Raw genomic sequence first — 21,228 nt, forward strand, 5'->3', positions numbered from 1 at the left:
GGAGTGCCGGCATGAGCGAGTGTCAGCGAGCGAATCATCGGCTCAGTGCGGTGGTGCCTCATGGCGGCACGGAGCGCAGCGGAGTGCCGGCATGAGCGAGCCGGCTCGGACCCTGCTGCTCTGGTGTCCGGACTGGCCGGTCCTCGCCGCCGAGATCGTGGACGGGGTGCCCGCCACCGGCCCGGTCGTGGTGCTGCACGCCAACCGGGTGATCGCCTGCTCCGAGCGGGCCCGGGCCGAGGGGGTACGCCGGGGGTTGCGCCGGCGGGAGGCGCAGGGGCGCTGCCCGCAGCTCACCGTCGTCGACCACGACCCCGGCCGGGACGCCCGGGCCTTCGAGCCGGTGGTGGCCGCGGTCGAGGAGGTGGCGGTCGGGGTCGAGGTGATCCGTCCCGGGGCCTGCGCGTTGGCCGCCCGGGGGCCGAGCCGGTATCTCGGCGGCGAGGAGGCGGCCGCGGAGCGGATCGTCGAGCACGTCGCGCAGAACTGCGCGGTGGAGAGCCAGGTCGGCATCGCCGGCGGGGTCTTCGCCGCCGGGCTGGCCGCCCGGGAGGGGCGGATCGTGCCGCCCGGCGGTACGCCGGAGTTCCTGGCCGCCCAGCCGGTCGAGGCGCTCGGCCGGCCCGCCCTGGCCGACCTGTTGCGCCGGCTCGGGGTGCGTACGCTCGGCGATTTCGCCGGGTTGCCCGCCGGCGACGTGCTGGCCCGGTTCGGGTTCGACGGGGCGCTGGCCCACCGGCTGGCGGCTGGCCGGGACGACCGGCCGCTCGCGGTCCGGAGCCCGCCTGCCGACCTGACGGTCACCGCCGACCTCGACGAGCCGATCGACCGCGTCGACGTCGCGGCGTTCGCCGCCCGGACGCTGGCCGAGCGGCTGCACGAACGGCTCGCCGGGTACGGGCTGGCCTGCACCCGGCTCGGCATCGAGGCGGTCACCGCGCACGGCCAGGAACTGCACCGGGTCTGGCGGCACGACGGCCTGCTGACCCCGGCGGCGATCGCCGACCGGGTTCGCTGGCAACTGGACGGCTGGCTCTCCGGCGCCGGCCGCCGGGGCGGCGGGCCGGCTCGCCCCACCGCCGGGATCATCCGGCTGCGGCTCGTGCCGGACGGGGTGCTCGCCCAGGCCAGCCTGCAACCCGGGCTGTGGGGAGAGACCGGTGCGGAACGCGAGCGGGCGCATCGTGCGCTGAGCCGGGTGCAGGGCCTGCTCGGTCCCGAGGCGGTGGTCACTGCTGTGCTCGGCGGTGGGCGTTCCCCGGCTGACCAGGTCAGTCTGGTTCCGTGGGGCGACGAACGCCTGCCCGCCCGCCCCGGCGCCGCGCCGTTGCCGGGCGAGCCCGTCGAACGCCCCGACGCGGGATGGCCGACCGGCACCGGGCGGGCGACCCGGGCCGGTGCCGGTGGGTCGGATGCCGGCGGGTCGGACGGGCCGGGGTCCGGTGGGTCGGATGCCGGCGGGTCGGACGGGCCGGGGTCCGGTGGGTCGGATGCCGGCGGGTCGGACGGGCCGGGGTCCGGTGGGTCCGGTGTCGGTGGGGCTAGGTCCGGCGGGAGGCCGGGCCGGGCCGGTGGCCGGCGGGCGGGTTCCGGGCAGGACGTACCGGCCTGGCCGGGCCGACTGCCGCCGCCCTCGCCGGCCGTGGTGCTGCCCACCCCGCTCGCCGCGAGCGTGCTCGACGCCACCGGCGCACCGGTCGTGGTGAGCGCGCGGTTGGCGGTGAGCGCCCCGCCGGCCCGACTGACCGTCGGGACGGCCGCGGAGCCCGCCGCCCCCGTCCGTACGGCCGTGCCGGCCGAGATTGTCGGTTGGGCCGGGCCGTGGCCGGTTGACGAGCGGTGGTGGGCCCCGGCCGAGGCGCGTCGCCGGGCCCGGTTCCAGGTCCGCCTGGACGACGGCAGCGCCCTGCTGCTCGCCGTGGAGGGGGGCCGGTGGCTGGTGGAGGCGATCTATGACTGAGCTGGATCCAGATCTTGGTACGTTTCGGCCCTCCCGGGGGCCGGACCACACCAAGATCCCGGCAGCGGACCGGGGGGAGCGGTGAGTTTCCACAATCCGCAGTTGCCCTGGTCGGAGCTGGAGCGGGTGCTCTCCGGCCGGTCGAGCGGTGGGCGGTCGAACGGCGGGCGGTCGAACGGCGGGCGGTCGAACGGCGGGCGGGGGAGCGGCGGGCGGTCGACCGGCGACGGGTGGGGGGACGGCGACGGGCGGCACCTGCACGTGGTGGATCCGCTAGCGGTCGACGCCGACGGGGGCGACTCGCCCGCGTGGAGCCGGCGGCGGGAGCACTACCGGCCGCCGGAGCTGACCCGCCCCGACGGCGTGGTGCCGTACGCCGAGCTGCACGCGCACACCAACTTCAGCTTCCTGGACGGTGCCAGCCACCCCGAGGAGCTGGCCGAGGAGGCCGTCCGGTTGGGGCTCACCGCGCTCGCCGTCACCGACCACGACGGTTTCTACGGCGTGGTGCGGTTCGCCGAGGCGGCCCGCACGCTGGGCCTGCCGACGATCTTCGGGGCGGAGCTGTCCCTCGGCCTGCCCGGCCCGCAGAACGGCGTACCCGACCCGCACGGCAACCACCTGCTGGTGCTGGCCCACGGCCACGAGGGGTACGCCCGGCTGGCCGCGACCATCGCCCGCGCGCAGCTGCGCGGCGGGGAGAAGGGCCGCCCGGTCTACGGCGAGCTGGAGGAGGTCGCCGATGCCCTGCGCGACCACGTGCTGGTGCTCACCGGCTGCCGCAAGGGGCACGTGCCGGCCGCCCTGCTCACCGAGGGGGTCGACGCGGCGGCCCGCGAGTTGGACCGGCTCACCGAGCTGTTCGGCGCGGAGACGGTGGCGGTGGAGCTGACCGACCACGGCCACCCGGTCGACGGCGACCGCAACGACGCCCTGGCCGAGCTGGCCGCCGCCGCCGGGCTGCCCACGGTGGCCACGAACAACGTGCACTACGCCACTCCGGGGCGGCGCCGGCTGGCCACCACCCTCGCGGCGGTGCGGGCCCGGCGCAGCCTGGACGAGATCGACGGCTGGCTGCCCGCTGCGGGCACCGCCCACCTGCGCAGCGGTGCCGAGATGGCGGCCCGGTTCGCCGGGTACCCGGGTGCGGTGGCCCGGGCCGCCGAGTTCGGCGCGGAACTCGCCTTCGACCTCCAGCTCGTCGCGCCGCAGCTGCCGGCGTACCCGGTGCCGCCGGGGCACTCCGAGATGAGCTGGCTGCGCCACCTCACCGAGCAGGGTGCCCGGGACCGCTACGGCCCACGCGAGGCGCACCCGCAGGCGTACGCGCAGCTCGACCACGAGCTGAACATGATCGAGGAGTTGGGCTTTCCCGGCTACTTCCTGGTGGTCTACGACATCGTCGACTTCTGCCGGCGGGAGGACATCTACTGCCAGGGCCGGGGCTCGGCGGCGAACTCGGCGGTCTGCTACGCGTTGCGGATCACCAACGTGGACGCGGTCCGGCACCGGTTGCTGTTCGAGCGGTTCCTGGCCCCCGAGCGCGACGGCCCGCCCGACATCGACGTGGACATCGAGTCCGACCGCCGGGAGGAGGTCATCCAGCACGTCTACACCCGGTACGGCCGGGAGCACACCGCCCAGGTGGCCAACGTGATCTCCTACCGGCCCCGCTCGGCGGTGCGGGACGTGGCCAAGGCGTTCGGCTTCTCGCCCGGCCAGCAGGACGCCTGGAGCAAGCAGATCGACCGGTGGGGCGACGTGGCCACGGTGGACGTGCCGGAGATCCCCGAGCAGGTGATCGAGTACGCCAACGCCCTCCAGACGTTCCCCCGGCACCTGGGCATCCACTCCGGCGGCATGGTGATCTGCGACCGGCCGGTGATCGAGGTCTGCCCGGTGGAGTGGGGCCGGATGCCCGGACGCAGCGTGCTCCAGTGGGACAAGGACGACTGCGCGGCCGTCGGCCTGGTCAAGTTCGACCTGCTCGGCCTCGGCATGCTCACCGCGCTGCACTACGGCTACGACATGATCGGGATGAGCCTGGATCTCGGCGACATGACGCTGGACGACCCCGAGGTGTACGACATGCTCTGCCGGGCCGACTCGGTCGGCGTGTTCCAGGTGGAGAGCCGGGCCCAGATGGCCACCCTGCCCCGGCTCAAACCCCGCGAGTTCTACGACCTCGTGGTCGAGGTGGCGCTGATCCGGCCCGGCCCGATCCAGGGCGGCTCGGTGCACCCGTACATCCGGCGCAAGAGCGAGCAGGAGCCGGTGACCTTCCCGCACCCGCTGATGCGCAACGCGCTGGAGAAGACCCTCGGTGTGCCGCTGTTCCAGGAGCAGTTGATGCAGCTCGCCATCGACCTGGCCGGCTTCGACGCGGCCGAGGCCGACCAGCTGCGTCGGGCGATGGGCGCCAAGCGGTCGGTGGAGCGGATGGCGAAGATCGCCGACCGGCTGTACAGCGGCATGGCGGAGCGGGGCATCACCGGCGAGCTGGCTGACGACGTCTACCGCAAGCTCACCGCGTTCGCCAGCTACGGCTTCCCGGAGAGCCACGCGATGAGCTTCGCCTACCTGGTCTACGCCAGCTCCTGGCTCAAGCGCTACCACCCGGGCCCCTTCCTGGCCGCGCTGCTGAGTGCCCAGCCGATGGGCTTCTACTCGCCGCAGACCCTGGTCGACGACGCCCGCCGGCACGGGGTGGAGGTACGCCGCCCGGACGTCAACGCCAGCGGCGCGAAGCCGGTGCTGGAGTCCACCCCGGACACCCGGTGGGGCAGCCAGCCGGGCGAGCCACCGCACGCCTGGGGGCTGGGCGGGCCGGCCGTCCGGCTCGGGCTGTCCAGTGTGCGTACCCTCGGCGACGAGGTGGCCGAGCGGATCGAGGCCGAGCGGGCGGCGAACGGGCCGTACCGCGACATGCCGGACCTGGCCCGGCGGGTAGGTCTGACCGCCGCCCAGCTGGAGGCGCTGGCCACCGCGGACGCCTTCGCCTGTTTCGGGCTGACCCGGCGGCAGGCGCTCTGGGCGGCCGGCGCGGCGGCGCAGGACCGGCCGGGCCGGCTGCCCGGCACGGTGACCGGCGCGGCGGCGCCCACCCTGCCCGGCATGGAGGCGGTGGACCGGTTGGTCGCCGACGTGTGGGCCACCGGGCTGTCCCCGGAGAACCACCCGGCCCGGTTCGTCCGCCCGCAGCTGGACGGCATGGGCGCGGTGCCGATCGACCGGTTGGGCCGGGTGGAGCCGGGTCGGCGGATCCGGGTCGGCGGGATCGTCACCCACCGGCAGCGTCCGGCGACCGCGGGTGGCGTCACCTTCCTCAATCTGGAGGACGAGACCGGCATGCTCAACGTCACCTGCTCGCCGGGGCTGTGGCAGCGGTACCGGCGGGTGGCCCGCACCAGCGCGGCGCTGGTGGTGCGGGGGCGGTTGCAGCGGCACGAGGGGGTGGTCAACCTGGTCGCCGACCGGCTGGAGGCGATCGAGCCCCCGGTCAGCCCCGCCTCCCGCGACTTCCGCTGACCGCCGGGCTGACATGATCGGCGCGACAGGCCCTAGGCTCTTCCGGGTGGAACAGACCCCGGGCCCGGCTGGGCCGTCGCTCACCCCCCGTACCGCTGTGGTCTGGTCGGTGCTGCGCGCCGAGCTGGACCGCCGACCCGCCGCCGAGCTGACCGTGCTCGACGTGGGCGGTGGCACCGGGGGCTTTGCTGTGCCGCTGGCCCGGGCCGGGCACCGGGTCACCGTGGTCGACGCCAGCCCCGACGCGCTCGCCGCGCTCAGCCGCCGGGCCGCCGAGGCCGGGGTGGCCGAGCGGGTACGCGCGGTGCAGGGCGACGGGGACGCGCTCGCCGGGCTGGTCGAGCCGGCCAGTGTCGACCTGGTGCTCTGTCACGCCGTGCTGGAGGTCGTCGACGACCCGGCGCCGGTGGTGTCCGCGCTGGCCGACGCGCTGCGCCCGGGCGGCGCGGCGAGCGTGCTGGTCGCCGGGCGGGCCGCGGCGGTGCTCGGCCGGGCGATGAACGGCCATCTCGACGTGGCCGCGGCGTTGGCCGCCGACCCCGACGGCAGCGCCGGGCCCCGGGACACCCTGCGGCGGCGCTTCGACGCCGAGGGTGCCACCGCGCTGCTGGCCGCCGCCGGGCTCACGGTCGAGGAGATCCACGGCGTACGCGTTCTCGCCGACCTGCTCCCCGCGGCCGTGGCGGACGGTCAGCCGGGGGCCCTGGTCGAGCTGGAGCGGGCGCTCGCCGCCCGGCCACCCTGGCGGGACGTCGCCGCCCAGCTGCACCTGTTCGCCCGCCGCCCGGCATGACCGGCCCGGCCGGGGTACCGGCACCCGACGCCGTGCCGGCCCCGGCCGCACCCGACGGCCGGGGGGAGCCGGTGTTAAGAGGGGGCCCCTCCTATGCACCAGGCGTTAAGAAGGGGCCCTTCCTTACTCCTGTCGCGCCGGAGTACGGCGGCGGGAGCCTTGCCGACGTGCTGCCCAGCGCGCTCGCCGTGCTGGGCGTGCCCGGCGCCGGCGACCCGCTCGGGCTCACCGCCGTGCTGCCGGGGGTACGCCGGATCGCGGTGCTGCTGGTCGACGGCCTCGGCTGGCACCAGATCCCGACCGCCGCGCCGTACGCGCCGACCCTGGCCGGGCTGGTCGCCACGGCGGGCCGGCCGCTCACCTGTGGCTTCCCCTCCACCACCCCGACCAGCCTGGTCACCCTGGGCACCGGCGCGGCGTCCGGCGCGCACGGGGTGCTCGGCTTCACCCTGCGCGTCCCGGGCACCGACCGGGTGCTCAACCACATCGACTGGGCCGACGACCCGCAGCCGTTGCGTTGGCAGCCGGTCACCACCCAGTTGGAGCGGGCCCGTGCCGCGGGCGTGGCGGTGACGGTGGTGAGCCGTCCGGAGTTCGGTGGCACCGGCCTGACCCTGGCCGCGAACCGGGGCGGCGACTACCGGGGCGCGGCCGGCGTCGACGCGCTGGCCGCCACGATGCTGGCGGCGCTGGCCGCCGGGCCCGGCCCCACCCTGGTCTCCGGCTACCACCCGGACGTCGACCGCAACGGCCACCTCAGCGGCGTCGACTCGGTGCCCTGGCGAACGGCCGTCGCCGAGGTGGACGCGCTGCTGGCCCGGCTGGTGGACGGGCTGCCGGCGGATGCGGCGCTGCTGGTCACCGCCGACCACGGGCAGCTCGACGTGCCCGCCGGGCACCGGTTCGACCTGGACACCGACCCCCGGTTGCGGGCCGGGGTGCGGGTCGTCGCGGGTGAGCCTCGGGTGCGCTACCTGCACGTCGCCCCCGGTGCCACCGCCGACGTGGTGGCCGCCTGGTCGGGGGTGCTGGGTGCCGCCGCCCGGGTGCTGACCCGCGCCGAGGCGGTGGCCACCGGCTGGTTCGGGCCGGTGCCCGAGGAGCACCTGGGCCGCCTCGGCGACGTCGTGGTGATCTGCAACGACACGTACGCCGTCATGGCCAGCCGGTCGGAGAGCCCGGTGCTGTCCCGGCTGGTGGCCTTCCACGGCGCGGACACGGCGGCCGAGATGACCATTCCGCTGCTGGTGCTGCGGGGCTGACCGGCCGGAATGTCGGTCCCGGGCGCTAACCTGCGTGGGTGGGCCGCAGCCAGTCGTTGCCCCGGGGTGGTGACCCCCGGTTCGGGCCGGACGCCGACGACACCGGCTGCCCGATCCTGCACGCCGACATGGACGCCTTCTACGCCTCGGTGGAGGTGCGTCACCGGCCGGAGTTGCGCGGCCGGGCCGTGGTGGTCGGCGGGGTCGGCCCGCGCGGCGTGGTCAGCTCGGCCAGCTACGAGGCCCGGCGGTACGGCGTACGCAGCGCGATGCCGACGATGCGCGCCCGCGCCCTCTGCCCGCACGCGGTCTTCCTGCCACCGGACTTCACCCGGTACACGGCCGCCTCGCGGGCGGTCATGCAGATCTTCCGCGACGTCACACCGCTGGTCGAGCCGCTCTCCCTGGACGAGGCGTTCCTCGACGTCGCCGGCGCCCGGCGGCTGTTCGGCCCACCCGCGGCGATCGCCCGCCGGATCCGCGCACGGGTCGCCGAGGAGCAGGGGCTGACCTGCTCGGTGGGGGTCGCGCCGAGCAAGTTCGTGGCCAAGCTCGGGTCGACCCGGGCCAAGCCCGACGGGCTGCTCGTCGTCCCGGCCACCCGGGTGCTCGACTTCCTCCACCCGCTGCCGGTCGCCGCGCTGTGGGGGGTGGGGGAGCGCTCCGCGCAGACGCTGCTCCGGCTCGGCCTGCGTACCGTCGCTGATCTCGCGGAGGCGCCGGTCGGCATGTTGCGTACCGCGCTCGGCGCGGCGGCCGCCACGCACCTGCACGAGTTGGCCTGGGGACGTGATCCGCGCCGGGTCAGCCCGGAGCAGGCCGAGAAGTCCATCGGCGCGGAGGTCACCTTCGACGTCGATGTCGACGATCCGACCGAGATCCGCCGTACGCTGCTCGCCCTGGCCGAGAAGGTCGGTGCCCGGTTGCGTGGCGCCGGGCAGGTGGGGCGGACGGTGTCGGTCAAGGTGCGGATGGCCGACTTCCGCACCGTCACCCGCTCGCGCACCCTCGACGTACCGACCGATGTCGCCCGGGAGATGTTCGACACGGTCTGGTCCCTCTACACCGCTTTGCAGCCGGGTGAGCGGATCCGCCTGCTCGGCGTCCGGGCCGAGGGGCTCAGCGCGGCGGACGAGACACCCCGGCAGCTGACCCTCGGCGCGCCCGAGCGGGGTTGGCGGGAGGCGGAGGCCGCCGCGGACGCCGCGGCTGCCCGTTTCGGGCGGTCCGTCATAGGACCGGCCAGTCTTCTCACCGGGCGCGATCCGCGACGAAACGAAAATCCGACCCGGCCATAGGTCGTCCCGCTTTCCGACGCGCGAGGGCCCTCGTAGACTTGCGGGTAAGCAGCCGGTTGGCTGCCACGGTCTGTCGGTCCGACCGGGCCGACCAACGTGACCGGGGAGGAGTGCCGTGCCGCTCTCGGAGCACGAGCAGCGGCTGTTCGAGCAGATCGAGCGGTCGCTTGCCGAGGACCCCAAGTTCGCCTCGGCCGTGCGCGCCAGCGATCCGCGCTTCCACGCGCGGCGTCGCCTGCTCGTCGCTGCCGGCGTGATCATCGCTGGCCTGGCGTTGTTGGTCTATGGCGCGGTGATCAAGACTCCGCCACTGGCAGTGGCGGGATTCGTTGTCATGCTGGCCTCGGCCGCGTTCGCGGTGCAGTCGCACCGTAAGGCGCAGTCACCCGACCTGCACGTCGTCGGGGGCACGGCGAGTCGTCGCCGGTCCCGCGGTCGTGCCGGCCGGCGGCCGGGCTTCCTCGACCGGATGGAGGACCGGTGGCGGCAGCGCCCGGAGGGGCACCGCTGAACCTGCCCCGCCGTCGTTGAGGCGGGGCGCGTAACCCCGCCTGACCCGTGCGGGGTGATCCGTGCTCGATCGACCCGGTGTCGTTCGAGCGGTTCGCTTTGCCGTTCGGCCTGACGGGCACCGGCGTCGCTGCCGGCCGACCGCGACGGGTCGGCCCGCTGACGGGAAACGAACCGGGCCGGTGGTGGTTGCCCACCACCGGCCCGGTTGTCGTCTGCGCCGCCGGCCTGCTCAGCGCCCCGCGCGGTTGGCGATCATCCGGCGCGGGCTGAACCGCAGCAGCCGGTAACGGAGTTGCCCGCCGGAGGTGACCAGCCGCGACGAGGTGTCCGCGACGGCGGTACGCCACCGCTGCAGCACCGACGGCGGCAACACCTTCGCCACCAGCCGGGTACGCCGGTCGGCGCGCTCGGCGAGCGCAGTCCGCACCGTGCGCAGAGCCGCGGGCAGGGGTTCCCCGGTCAACGGATCCCGCGCGTAACGGGCCCGCTCCTCCGCCCGGCCGAGCAGACGTACCGCCGTCCCGGCCTCGGCGTCGGCGGTCAGCGCCTCCCGGGCCAGCCGGTCGGCGGTCGTCCGCGGGGTCTCCGTCCGGTCCACCCGGATCCGGTAGTCGACCAGCGTGTCGATCAGCTCGTCCCAGGCGGCGTGCGCGTCCGCCCGCGCCCGATCCGGATCGGCGCCGACCGTCACGACCGGCGCACCGGTGACCGAGGGATCGGCGGACGGGTCGACCGTCCGGACCGTCGGTGCCGGCCGGCCCCGGCGGCGGCGCAGGGCGTGCCGGCGCAGCGCGGGCACGGCGAGCAGGAAGAGCAGTGTCAGCGCGCCGGCGGCCCACCAGGGCCAGACCGGTGCCTGCTCGGCCGGGGTGCCGGAGCCGGAGCCGACGCCGGCGTCGAGCTCCTCCTCGATCCGGTTCGGCTCGCGGTCCGGCCCGGCCGACGGGTCGGCGTTGTCGGGCGCGCCCGGCGTGCCGGCGTCCGGCGTGTTGTCCTCGGGTGCGTCGGTGTCCGGCGCCCAGGCCGACCGGGTCGAGCCGGGCACACCGTAGGTCGGGGTGGCGTCGAACGGCACCCAGCCGATCTGGTCGAAGTAGACCTCCGTCCAGGCGTGCAGGTTCCGGTTGGTCAGGGTGAGGGTGTCACCGGTGCGCCGGCTGCCGTTGCTGAACCCGAAGGCGACCCGGGCCGGGATGCCGGCGTCGCGCACCATCCACGCCAGCGCCGCGGCGTACTGCTGGCAGTAGCCGACCTTGTTCTCCAGGAAGTCGAGGATCTCCTGCCCGCTGGTGCCCTGTTCGGTGCTGAGCCGGTAGCTGAAGCCGTTGTCCTCGGAGAAGTAGTCGTAGATGGCGCGCACCTTGTCGTACTCGGTGCGCTTGCCCCGGATCAGCTCCTCCACCAGGGCCCGCACCTCGGGCACGTCGGGCGTCACGGTCTGATCCCGGCGCAGCGGCAGGTCGGCCGGCAGCGGCTGCGCCGCGCGCAGCCGGTCGGGCGTGTACTTCGAGCGCACGTAGTCGAATTCGTACCGCTTGCCCCGTGAGTCCTCCCGGTTCGAGAAGACGACCTGCATGTTCGAGTCGTAGTACCAGTTGTTGCCCAGTTCCGCGAAGCGGGTCGGCTCGGCGTAGACCGGCAGCAGTCGCATGTTCAGGTCGCGGGTCACCTCCACAGTGGCCCGGTGCCGGGTCCGCTCGACACCGGGCTGCGACTGCTGCGACGGGTCGGGCAGGTCGGCGGTGACCCGCCGGCCGTTGGGGCCGCGTACCCGGAAGCCGTCGTTGCGCAGGTCGTCGGCGACGCCGAAGCGCAGGTAGAACGGCTCCTCCTCGGTGGTGGTGACCTTCACCAGGTCGGTCACCTTGGACTGGTTGAGCTGCCCGCTGAGCGCGGCGAACAGGTCGACCCGGCCGGGCGAGCCGCCCAGGCCGGAGCCGCCGAAGCCGCTGCCCTGGCCGGACAGGCTGCTCATCAGGCCGGCGGTCATCCCCGGCACGGCCAGCGGCACCAGCACGGCCAGCGCCAGGCCCACCACCGCCAGCCGCCGGCCGGCGGCGGCCAGGGGCGACGCCTCCCACACGTCGACGTCGCGGCCGTCCCCGGTGAATCGTCGGCCGAACCGGCGGACCCGGTCCACGTTGTCGGTGACCAGCAGCCAGAGGAAGCCGGCGGCGCCGATCGCGAACGGCACCGGCGGGACGCTGTCCACGTAGACCGCCACCGGCACCGAGTAGATGGCCAGCATCGGCAGGCCGGCCAGGGCGGGCCGGCGCAGCCCGACACAGAGCACGTCCACCAGCACCGCCACCCCGCCGATGCCGAGCACCGTGACGAACAGCAGCGGGTCGGTGTCCGGGACCTTCACGCCGTACGAGCGCATGTCCTCGACCGAGCCGCCGAGCAGCTCAGCGAAGTGGCTGAAGGTGGCCGGGCTGGGCAGCACGGCCAGCAGCTCGCCGCCGCTGGGGAACAACCAGGTCAGGGCGAGTGTCAGCCCGCCGACCATGGCTAGGATCTGGGCCCACAGCGGGGTCCGGCCGAGCCGGGCCAGCGCCGCCGCCGCGGCCACCGCGGCCACCGCGATGACGGCCTGGACCAGCCACGTCCAGCGGTCGAAGATGGCCGACAGCGGCGCGGCGGCGAGCAGCGTCGCCGCGGCGGCCACCAGGCCCAGGTTCCGATGGGCGATCATGAGGGGGACCTTCCGTTCATCGCACGCTGCCCGCCACCGTCTCGGCCATCGCCGCCCGCAGGGCGAACCCCTGAGAGCCCCGACCGGCCTGCGGCCAGAGCGCCGGCAGCCGGCCGCCGTGGTCGACGCCGATCACCCGCCAGCCGGACTGCAGCAGGGCCAGCGCGGCGGTGTCGTGCGCCTGGTCGGCCTCGGCCCGGGCGGGCGCCGGCAGGTTGAGCCAGGCGGAGCTGTCCAGCAGGAAGCACACGCAGGTGGCGCCGTTGGCCCGCAACCCGGCCAGCAGTTCCGCCTCGGCGGTGCTCAACGACCCGAACAGGCCGATGATCAGGCCGCCGTCGGACCGCTGCCGGACGTGCTGCACCAGCGTGGTGATCTCGACCCGTTTGTCCAGCCGGACCTCCGCGAGGTGGTCGAGCAGCAGCCCGTCGCCGGCGCCCTCGGTGGCGTCGACGTCCGCGCCGGCGCCGGTGACCAGGCGCAGCTTGTAACCGGCCTGACGCAGGTGCACGGCGATGCTGGCGGCGGCCGAGACCGCCCACTCGAAGCTGGCCGTCGGGCCGTCGCCCCGATGGCCGTAGGCGCGGGTGTCCAGCAGGACCGTCGCCCGGCTCTCCCAGGGCTGCTCCTCCCGCCGCACCATCAGCTCCCCGGTGCGCGCGGTCGACTTCCAGTGGACCCGGCGCAGGTCGTCGCCACGCCGGTACTCGCGGGTCGCCGCGTCGTCCTCGCCGTGCACCGCCACCGAGCGGGCCCGGCTGTCGCCGCTGCCGGCGTACTCGCCGGGCAGCCGTACCGAGGGCAGCGGAACCACCTGCGGGACGACCGTGAGTCGATCGGTGCCGGGGAAGGCGCGGGTGAGTTCGCACAGGCCGAACGGGTCGGTCATCCGGACCACCAGCGGACCGACCTCGTACCGGCCGCGTACGTCGGCACGCACGGTGTACGCCACCGAACTGGCCTGGTGCGCGCCGAGCCGCTCCAGCACCACCCGGGGCCGGCTGCCCAGCGCGTACGGGAGCCGGTCCTCCAGCAGCAGGGTGCCGGTGGGCAACCGGGACATGTTCTGCAACCGCAGCACCACCCGGGCGTTTGCCCCGACCGGCACCCGGTGCGGATCCAGCGATCGGTGGCAGGCCAGCTTGTACCGGCTGCGCCCGACGTAGAGCGCGGCGAGCAGCGGCAGGACGGCCAGCAGCACGGCCACCCGCAGCAGGTCCTTCTCGCCGAGGATGCCGGCGGAGACGGCCGCCGCCACCGCGGCGGCCAGGAACGAGCGGCCGCGGGTGGTCAGCCCTCGCAGCCCGTCACGCACGTCACGGCCTCCGAGGTTCGAACGGGGCCCGTCCGTTGCCGGTGGGGGGCCGGGTGTCGTACGGCGAGCGCTTGCGCTCGTGCGGCAGCGGCAGCCGGTGCACCAGGTCGGCGACGATCGCGTCGGTGGTGCGGCGGGCCAACTGGGCGTCGGCGGTGGGGATGAGCCGGTGCGCCAGCACCGGCACGGCGAGCGCCTGCAGGTCGTCGGGGAGCACGTAGTCGCGCCCGTCGAGGGCGGCCACCGCGCGGGCGGTGCGCAGCAGCTGCAGGGTGCACCGCGGGGACGCGCCGAGGCGCAGGTCGGGCGCCTCACGGGTGGCGGTGACCAGGTCGACCGCGTACTGCTTCACCGCGTCGGCGACGTGCACCTGGCGGACGTGGCCGATCAGCCGGCGCACGGTGTCGGCGTCGGAGACCGGCCGCAGCGCCGACAGCGGGTCCACCGCGCCGTGGCCGTCGAGCATGGCCAGCTCGGCGTTCGGGTCCGGGTAGCCCATCGCGATCCGGGCGGTGAACCGGTCCCGCTGCGCCTCCGGCAGCGGGTACGTCCCCTCCATCTCGATCGGGTTCTGGGTGGCGATCACCATGAACGGGGTCTGCAGCTGGTACGTCACCCCGTCGACCGTGACCTGCCGCTCCTCCATGCACTCCAGCAGCGCGGACTGGGTCTTCGGGGAGGCCCGGTTGATCTCGTCGCCGACCACCAGGTTGGCGAAGACGGCACCTGGACGGAACTCGAAGTCGTGCGTCTCCTGGTTGTAGACGCTGACTCCGGTGACGTCGCTGGGCAGCAGGTCGGGGGTGAACTGGATGCGGCGTACCGAACAGTCGATCGAGCGGGCCAGGGCCTTGGCCAGCTTGGTCTTGCCGACACCGGGCACGTCCTCGATGAGCAGGTGACCCTCGGCGAGCAGCACGGCCAGGGCCAGCCGCACGGTCGCGGTCTTGCCCTCGATGACCTGTTCGATGTTGGCCACGATGGCGTCACTCGCGGCGCGGAACTCGTCGTGCGGCAGCAGTCCGCCAACTTCGTCCCAGGTCTGTTGTGTCACGGGCCTCCTCCTCGTCGCCGTCACGGCAGCTCTGTATAGAGCACCTGGACCCGCCGTTGGGTTCGCGACGTGCGAGCCTCGTCTGCCGCAGCAATCTCACTGGCCTCTCAGGCTAACCATGTTTGTCGCCAACGCCGACCGTCGCAGGTGTTTGAGGGCTTACACAGTGATTTGTCATTTACGGAGCGCATGTCACCGTATCTGGGGGGTAAGGGACCTGATCGCGGCCGGGCCCGCCGGGGGTGGCGGGCGGCAGCGGCCGGGCCGTTGGCGGTACACTGCCGGTCATGGCCGGAGTCTTCCTGCTTCTTACCGGGCCGTGCTGATGCGCTGAAGGCGCGACAGCACGGCGGCCCCTCCTGCGTGAGGGGCTTTTTCGTGCCCGCCGCCGGCCCGGGGCGGGCCGAGCCCGAGACACGAGACCAGCCAGCAGAGACTTCGCCGAGCGACGCGAGGAGAGGCCATGAGCGAGGCAGACACCCCACCGTTCCGGTACACCGCAGTGATGGCCGACGAGATCGAACGCCGCTGGCAGGAGCGCTGGGAACAGGACGGAAGCTTCCACGCGCCGAACCCGGCCGGGCCGCTGGCCGATCCGGCCCACCCGCGCTCGGGCGCGGAAAAGCTGTACGTGCTGGACATGTTCCCGTACCCGTCGGGCGCCGGGCTGCACGTGGGCCACCCGCTGGGCTACATCGGCACCGACTGCTTCGCCCGCTACCAGCGGATGGCGGGGCGCAACGTGCTGCACGCGATGGGCTTCGACGCGTTCGGCCTGCCCGCCGAGCAGTACGCGGTGCAGACCGGCACCCACCCGAGGACCACCACCGAGGCCAACATCGGCCGCTACCGGGCGCAGCTGCGCCGGCTGGGGCTGGCCCACGACCAGCGGCGCTCGGTGGCCACCATCGACACCGACTTCTACCGCTGGACCCAATGGATCTTCCTGCAGATCTTCAACTCCTGGTACGACGGTGCGGCCGGCCGGGCCCGGCCGATCAGCGAGCTGACCGCCGAGTTCGCCGGCGGCACCCGGCGTACCCCGGACGGCCGCCCGTGGGCTGACCTGACCGCCGGTGAGCGGCGCGCGATCGTCGACGACCACCGCCTGGCATACGTCTCGCAGGCACCGGTCAACTGGTGCCCGGGGCTGGGCACCGTGCTGGCCAACGAGGAGGTCACCGCCGACGGCCGCTCGGAGCGGGGCAACTTCCCGGTCTTCAAGCGCAACCTGAAGCAGTGGATGATGCGGATCACCGCGTACGGCGACCGGCTGCTGGACGACCTGGACAAGCTGGACTGGCCGGAGCCGATCAAGCTGATGCAGCGCAACTGGATCGGCCGGTCCCAGGGCGCGCACATCGACTTCCCGACCGCCGTCGCGCCGATCCGGGTGTTCACGACCCGGCCGGACACCGTCTTCGGCGCCACCTACATGGTGCTGGCGCCGGAGCACGAGCTGGTGGACGCGCTGGTGCCGGCGGCCTGGCCGGAGGGCACCCGGGAGGCGTGGACCGGCGGGCACGCCAGCCCCCGGGCGGCCGTCGAGGCGTACCGCAAGGCGGCGGCGGCCAAGACGGACCTGGAGCGGCAGGCGGAGACCAAGGAGAAGACCGGCGTCTTCACCGGCGGGTACGCCACCAACCCGGTCACCGGCGGGCAGATCCCGATCTTCGTCGCCGACTACGTGCTGGCCGGCTACGGCACCGGCGCGATCATGGCGGTGCCCGCCCAGGACGAGCGGGACTGGGACTTCGCCGAGGTCTTCGAGCTGCCGATCGTGCGTACCGTGCAGCCGTCGGAGGGCTTCGACGGCAAGGCGTACACCGGGGACGGCCCGGCGATCAACAGCGCCGCGCCCGAGCGCGGCCTGGACCTGGACGGCCTGGGGGTGGCCGACGCCAAGGCGCGGATCATCGCCTGGCTGGAGGAGAACGGCGCCGGCCAGGGCGCGGTGACCTACCGGCTGCGGGACTGGCTGTTCAGCCGGCAGCGTTACTGGGGCGAGCCGTTCCCGATCGTGTACGACGCCGACGGCTCCGCCATCGCGTTGCCGGAGGAGATGCTGCCGGTCGAGCTGCCCGAGGTGGACGACTTCTCCCCGCGCACCTTCGACCCGCAGGACGCGGACAGCGACCCGGAGACGCCACTGTCGCGCCGCCGGGACTGGGTCGAGGTGGAACTGGACCTGGGTGACGGGCCCAAGCGCTACACCCGGGAAACCAACGTGATGCCGCAGTGGGCCGGCTCCTGCTGGTATGAGCTGCGCTACCTGGACCCGACCAACAGCGAGCGGTTCGTCGACGAGGACAACGAGCGGTACTGGATGGGTCCGCGCGGCGAGGGCGACTGCGGCGGCGTGGACCTGTACGTCGGCGGTGCCGAGCACGCCGTGCTGCACCTGCTGTACGCCCGGTTCTGGCACAAGGTGCTGTACGACCTGGGCCACGTGTCGTCGTACGAGCCGTTCCGCAAGCTGTTCAACCAGGGCTACATCCAGGCGTACGCGTACACCGACGCCCGGGGCGCGTACGTGCCGGCCGAGGAGGTCGCCGAGCGCGACGGCGGCTTCTTCCTGGGCGACGTCCAGGTCAACCGCGAGTACGGCAAGATGGGCAAGTCCCTGAAGAACGTCGTCACCCCGGACGAGATGTGCGCCGCCTACGGCGCCGACACCTTCCGGGTGTACGAGATGTCGATGGGCCCGCTGGAGGTGTCCCGCCCGTGGGAGACCCGGGCGGTGGTCGGCTCGTACCGGTTCCTGCAGCGGGTCTGGCGGGCCATCGTGGACGAGCAGACCGGCGAGTCGCGGGTGGTGGACGCCCCGGCCGACGAGGCGACCCGGCGGCTGCTGCACCGGGTGATCGACGGCGTCCGGGGCGACATGGAGGGGATCCGGTTCAACACCGCGATCGCCAAGCTGATCGAGCTGACCAACGGGGTGACCCGGTTGGCGCAGACCCCGCGCGAGGTGGCCGAGCCGCTGGTGCTGATGCTGGCCCCGTTCGCCCCGCACGTCGCCGAGGAGCTGTGGCGGCGGCTGGGTCACCAGACCTCGCTGACCTACGCGGACTTCCCGGTCGCCGACCCGGCCCTGCTGGTCGCGGAGACGGTGACCTACCCGGTGCAGGTCAACGGCAAGGTCCGGGGCCGGGTCGAGGTGCCCGCCGACGCCGCCGAGGACGACGTACGGTCCGCCGCGCTGGCGGAGGTGGCCGCCTCGCTGGCTGGCAAGGAGCCCCGCAAGGTCATCGTGATCCCCGGCCGGATGGTGTCGGTCGTCGTCTGAGGTGAAAGGAAGGGGCCCTTGTTAACGCCTCCGGTAGAGCAGGGGCCCCTTCTTAACACCTGACGCCTTGGTCAGGGGTCGCGGCGGTGCAGCGCGAGCACGGTGACCACGGCGGCCACCGCCGCCCAGACGGCGTACGTGGTCCACGCCCCGGAGACGGTGGCGGGGTACATGTCGGTCATCCACGGCGGGGGGCCGCCCGGCTCGACCAGTCGCTGCCAGGCCGGCACCGGCATGGCGTGCCGTAGCAGGGCGCTCCAGCGCTCGTCCTCGTTCACGGCGGTGGGCAGCAGGAGCAGCACCGTCGCCGCGGTCACGATCGCGGGCGCGGTGTGCCGGGTCAGCGCGGCCAGCGCCATGCCGATGAGCGCGCAGAGCGGGATCAGCAGCGCCGACGCGGCGATCCCGCGCAGGGCGCCCGGTTCGCCCACCGACATTCCGGCGCCCACGCCGGCGAGGATCGCCTGGGAGACCGCGAACGCCGCGGCCGCGCCGAGCACCCCCAGCACGGTCAGCACGCCGGTCAGCACGACGACCTTGGCGGCGGCGACCGCACGGCGGCGGGGCACGGCCGCGAACGTGGTGCGGGCCAGCCCGGAGGCGTACTCGCCGCCGACCGCGACCGCGCCGATGCTGCTTCCGGCGAGGACCACGAACATCTGCGCCTGCTGCGGAAAGGCGTCCCAGAGCGGGGAGCGTACCGCCCGCCGCTCGGCCGGCCAGTCGGCCCAGCCAGCCCGGGTGGCCAGGGCAGCGTGTGCGGCCAGGCCGACCATGGCGAGCAGCAGCAGGGCGAGCGCGCCCCAGGTCGAGCGGAGCGACCAGAGCTTCAACCACTCGGCGGCGAGCAGGTCACGGAAGCGGGCCGGGCGCCGCACCCGCGCGAGGCCGGCGGCGCGTTCGGTCACGGCGGTCATCGGGCCTCCCCGGTGGCGTACTCGACGTCGGCGGCGGTGAGCGCCATGAAGGCCTCCTCCAGCGAGGCGGTGCGGGTGGTCAGCTCGTGCAGCGGGATCCGCAGGCCGAGGGCCAGGTCACCGATGCGCGCGGCGGTCAGGCCGGTCACCGCCAGCGTGCCGTCCGGATCGGGCCGTACGGTCGCACCCTCGGCGGTCAGCGCGGTCCCCAGCGACGCGGGATCGGGGGTACGGACGACGACCTCCGACCGGCCTGCGCGGTCGGCGAACCCGGCGAGGGTCTCCTCGGCGACCAGCCGGCCCCGGCCGATGACGACGAGTTGGTCGGCGCAGTGCTCCATCTCGCTCATCAGGTGACTGGAGACGAAGACGGTGCGGCCCTCGGCGGCGAGCCGCCGGAACAGTGCCCGCACCCAGCGCACGCCCTCCGGGTCCAAACCGTTGAACGGTTCGTCGAACAGCAGCACGGGTGGGTCGCCGAGCAGCGCGGCGGCGATGCCGAGGCGCTGTCGCATGCCGAGTGAGAACCCGCCCACCCGGCGCCCGGCCGCCCCGGCCAGACCGACCTGCCCGAGCACCTCGTCGACCCGGCCACCGCCGATGCCGTTGCTGCCGGCCAGGGCCGCCAGGTGTGCCCGGGCGGTGCGCCCGCCGTGCACGTCGCCCGCGTCGAGCAGCGCGCCGGCGTGCCGTAACCCGCGTGGGTGGTCGCGGAACCGGACCCCGCAGACCGAGGCGGTGCCGCTGGTCGGGGTGGTCAACCCGAGAATCATGCGCAGGGCGGTGGACTTGCCGGCCCCGTTGGGGCCGAGGAAGCCGGTGACGTGACCGGGCCGCACGGTCAGGGTCAGGTCGTCGACGGCGGTGGTGCGGCCGTACCGCTTGGTCAGGGCGCGGAGTTCGATCATGCCGTCCACGCTGCCCGGCGGCGGGTCCGTCGACGTCGCCCCGCCGGCCACACCCGAATGTCGGGCGGTGGCCCACGGGCGTACGTCCGTGGGCCGATGCCCGCGCCGTAGCTGGCTGGATACCGTGTGCCGGTGGACACCATCGCCCCGCGCCGGCCGGGGACCGCCCTGTCGGCGGTACGGGCGGTACTAGTCTGGGCCGGGGTAGCCGTCCTGCCGGTTCTCTGGGTAATGGCGTCGGCCGTGGCGACCAGCGGCGGCGGGGTCGGCGTGATGGGCTGGTGGCTGCCCGAGCGTTACCTCGTGCCGGTGCTGATCGTGGCCCTGCCGGCGGCATTGTTGCGCCGCCGGCCGCTGACCGGCCTGGGGCTGATGCTCGTCGGGGCGACGCTGACCAGCGTGACCGTGCACGGCGGGGACCGCGGGTACCTCACCATCCTGTTCAACCTCCAGTTCCTCGCCGTCGACGCGGCGCTCGGCGTGGTCGCCGCGAACCGGTCCCGCCGGGTGTCCGGGACCGCCGCCGCCGTGGTGCTCGTGACGCAGGTCCTCGCCGCCTTCGTGAACCTCGGAGTCGAACCCGTCGACCAGGCCGCGCTGTCCGTGCTGGCGGTGGCGACCGGCTGGGCGTTCGGCAACTCGGTGCGGGCGCGGCGCAGCTACGCGGCCACGTTGCGGGCGCACGCCGCCGCCGAGGCGGTCACCGCGGAGCGGTTGCGTATCGCCCGGGAACTGCACGACATGGTGGCGCACAGCATCGGCGTCATCGCTATCCAGGCCGGCGTGGGTGCCCGGGTCATCGACAGCCAGCCGGCGCAGGCCCGGGCCGCGCTCGCCACCATCGAGGCGACCAGCCGGGACGCCCTGGCCGGGCTGCGGCGTACCCTCGGCGCGCTGCGCCGTGGCGCCGGAGAAGCGGTGTCGCTGGATCCGGCGCCCGGGCTGGCGGACCTGGACCGGCTGGTCGCGGCGACGGGCGACGCCGGAGTCCGGGTCGAGTTGCGCCAGCAGGGCGGGCGGCCGGTCCCGCCGGATGTCGACCTCGCTGCGTACCGGATCGTCCAGGAGGCGCTCACCAACGTGGTACGCCATGCCGGCGTCGACACCTGTCGGGTCACCGTGGAGCGTGGCGACGAGGCGGTCACGGTGGAGGTCGTCGACGACGGGCGGGGTGGACCGGTCGGGGCCGAGGGGCACGGGCTGGTCGGCATGCGGGAGCGCGCCCTGGCGCTCGGCGGCCATTTGCACGCCGCGCCACGGCCGGAGCGGGGTTTCCGGGTGGCGGCCCGGCTGCCGGTGCGGTCGGAAAGCGCCAGCCTGAGCGGCGCCCGCCCGGGCGATGGCGGCCCGGACGGGGCCCGCCCGGGCGAGGCGGTGCGGCGGTGAGCGTCCGGGTGCTGCTCGCCGACGACCAGCCGCTGGTCCGGGCCGGGCTGCGGGTGCTCATCGCAGACGTGCCGGACATCGAGGTGGTCGGGGAGGCGGGCACCGGCGCCGAGGCGGTGCGCCTGGCCCGCGAGGTGGTACCGGACGTGGTGCTGATGGATCTGCGGATGCCGGGTACGGACGGCATCCAGGCGACCCGCCAGATCACCGCGTCGGGCGGCCCCAGCCGGGTACTGGTCCTCACCACGTTTGACGACGACGAGCACGTGCACGGCGCGCTGCGCGCCGGGGCGAGCGGCTTCCTGGTGAA

The 21,228-nt window shown here is 74.4% G+C and carries 14 protein-coding genes; 9 read left to right on the top strand and 5 right to left on the bottom strand.

The window, feature by feature from the left end; all coding sequences use genetic code 11:
- Positions 1 to 91: 91 nt before the first annotated feature.
- The 6 genes from AB0M52_RS11900 to AB0M52_RS11925 all read left to right on the top strand — a co-directional run bounded on the left by AB0M52_RS11900 (position 92) and on the right by AB0M52_RS11925 (position 9,352).
- On the top strand, positions 92 to 1,960 hold the full coding sequence (locus AB0M52_RS11900; RefSeq protein ID WP_363952277.1) for a DNA polymerase Y family protein: 1,869 nt from the start codon (positions 92 to 94) through the stop codon (positions 1,958 to 1,960).
- A gap of 81 nt (positions 1,961 to 2,041) precedes the next feature.
- Entirely contained in the window at positions 2,042 to 5,488 is a 3,447-nt protein-coding gene (locus AB0M52_RS11905; protein ID WP_363952280.1) for an error-prone DNA polymerase, read from the top strand.
- A gap of 13 nt (positions 5,489 to 5,501) precedes the next feature.
- Positions 5,502 to 6,281, top strand: a complete 780-nt coding sequence (locus tag AB0M52_RS11910; RefSeq protein ID WP_363952283.1) for a methyltransferase domain-containing protein — start codon at positions 5,502 to 5,504, stop codon at positions 6,279 to 6,281.
- Positions 6,278 to 7,543, top strand: coding sequence for a nucleotide pyrophosphatase/phosphodiesterase family protein (locus AB0M52_RS11915; protein WP_363952285.1), 1,266 nt, complete (start codon positions 6,278 to 6,280; stop codon positions 7,541 to 7,543). The genes AB0M52_RS11910 and AB0M52_RS11915 overlap by 4 nt, the downstream gene beginning before the upstream one ends.
- 38 nt (positions 7,544 to 7,581) lie before the next feature.
- Positions 7,582 to 8,841 carry a DNA polymerase IV gene (locus AB0M52_RS11920; protein WP_363952288.1) on the top strand — a complete coding sequence of 420 codons (1,260 nt, stop codon included), beginning with the start codon at positions 7,582 to 7,584 and terminating at the stop codon, positions 8,839 to 8,841.
- 115 nt (positions 8,842 to 8,956) lie between these two features.
- Entirely contained in the window at positions 8,957 to 9,352 is a 396-nt protein-coding gene (locus AB0M52_RS11925; protein WP_363952290.1) for a DUF3040 domain-containing protein, read from the top strand.
- A 231-nt stretch (positions 9,353 to 9,583) separates the two neighbouring features.
- Here AB0M52_RS11925 and AB0M52_RS11930 read toward each other — a convergent pair whose 3' ends face one another.
- From AB0M52_RS11930 to AB0M52_RS11940, 3 genes are read right to left on the bottom strand one after another with little or no spacing between them, the layout of a single operon-like run.
- Complete coding sequence (locus tag AB0M52_RS11930) at positions 9,584 to 12,049, bottom strand: DUF3488 and transglutaminase-like domain-containing protein (protein ID WP_363952293.1); 2,466 nt, start codon at positions 12,047 to 12,049, stop codon at positions 9,584 to 9,586.
- 16 nt (positions 12,050 to 12,065) lie between these two features.
- The gene (locus AB0M52_RS11935; protein ID WP_363952296.1) at positions 12,066 to 13,364 is read right to left on the bottom strand and encodes a DUF58 domain-containing protein; all 1,299 of its coding nucleotides are present in this window, start codon (positions 13,362 to 13,364) and stop codon (positions 12,066 to 12,068) included.
- Between the two features lies 1 nt (position 13,365).
- Complete coding sequence (locus AB0M52_RS11940) at positions 13,366 to 14,418, bottom strand: MoxR family ATPase (RefSeq protein WP_363952299.1); 1,053 nt, start codon at positions 14,416 to 14,418, stop codon at positions 13,366 to 13,368.
- Between the two features lie 463 nt (positions 14,419 to 14,881).
- Here AB0M52_RS11940 and leuS point away from each other — a divergent pair, with 463 nt between their 5' ends.
- Entirely contained in the window at positions 14,882 to 17,707 is a 2,826-nt protein-coding gene (gene leuS, locus AB0M52_RS11945; RefSeq protein WP_363952302.1) for a leucine--tRNA ligase, read from the top strand.
- A 71-nt stretch (positions 17,708 to 17,778) separates the two neighbouring features.
- Here leuS and AB0M52_RS11950 read toward each other — a convergent pair whose 3' ends face one another.
- Together AB0M52_RS11950 and AB0M52_RS11955 are read right to left on the bottom strand one after the other, a co-directional pair.
- Positions 17,779 to 18,624: a hypothetical protein gene (locus AB0M52_RS11950; protein ID WP_363952305.1), complete on the bottom strand. Its 846-nt coding sequence runs from the start codon at positions 18,622 to 18,624 to the stop codon at positions 17,779 to 17,781.
- Positions 18,621 to 19,532 (bottom strand): ATP-binding cassette domain-containing protein, encoded by a 912-nt coding sequence (locus AB0M52_RS11955; protein ID WP_363952308.1) that lies wholly within the window; start codon positions 19,530 to 19,532, stop codon positions 18,621 to 18,623. Before AB0M52_RS11955 ends, AB0M52_RS11950 begins: the two co-directional genes overlap by 4 nt.
- A 132-nt stretch (positions 19,533 to 19,664) precedes the next feature.
- On the opposite strand from AB0M52_RS11955, the gene AB0M52_RS11960 reads away from it, so the two are divergent.
- Positions 19,665 to 20,918: a sensor histidine kinase gene (locus AB0M52_RS11960; RefSeq protein WP_363952311.1), complete on the top strand. Its 1,254-nt coding sequence runs from the start codon at positions 19,665 to 19,667 to the stop codon at positions 20,916 to 20,918.
- A partial coding sequence (locus AB0M52_RS11965; protein ID WP_363952314.1) for a response regulator transcription factor occupies positions 20,915 to 21,228 on the top strand: 314 nt, incomplete at its 3' end. The genes AB0M52_RS11960 and AB0M52_RS11965, both read left to right, overlap by 4 nt.

Origin of the sequence: Micromonospora sp. NPDC051296 (assembly GCF_040682255.1) — a bacterium.
In the GTDB taxonomy this organism is placed as follows: domain Bacteria; phylum Actinomycetota; class Actinomycetes; order Mycobacteriales; family Micromonosporaceae; genus Micromonospora; species Micromonospora craterilacus.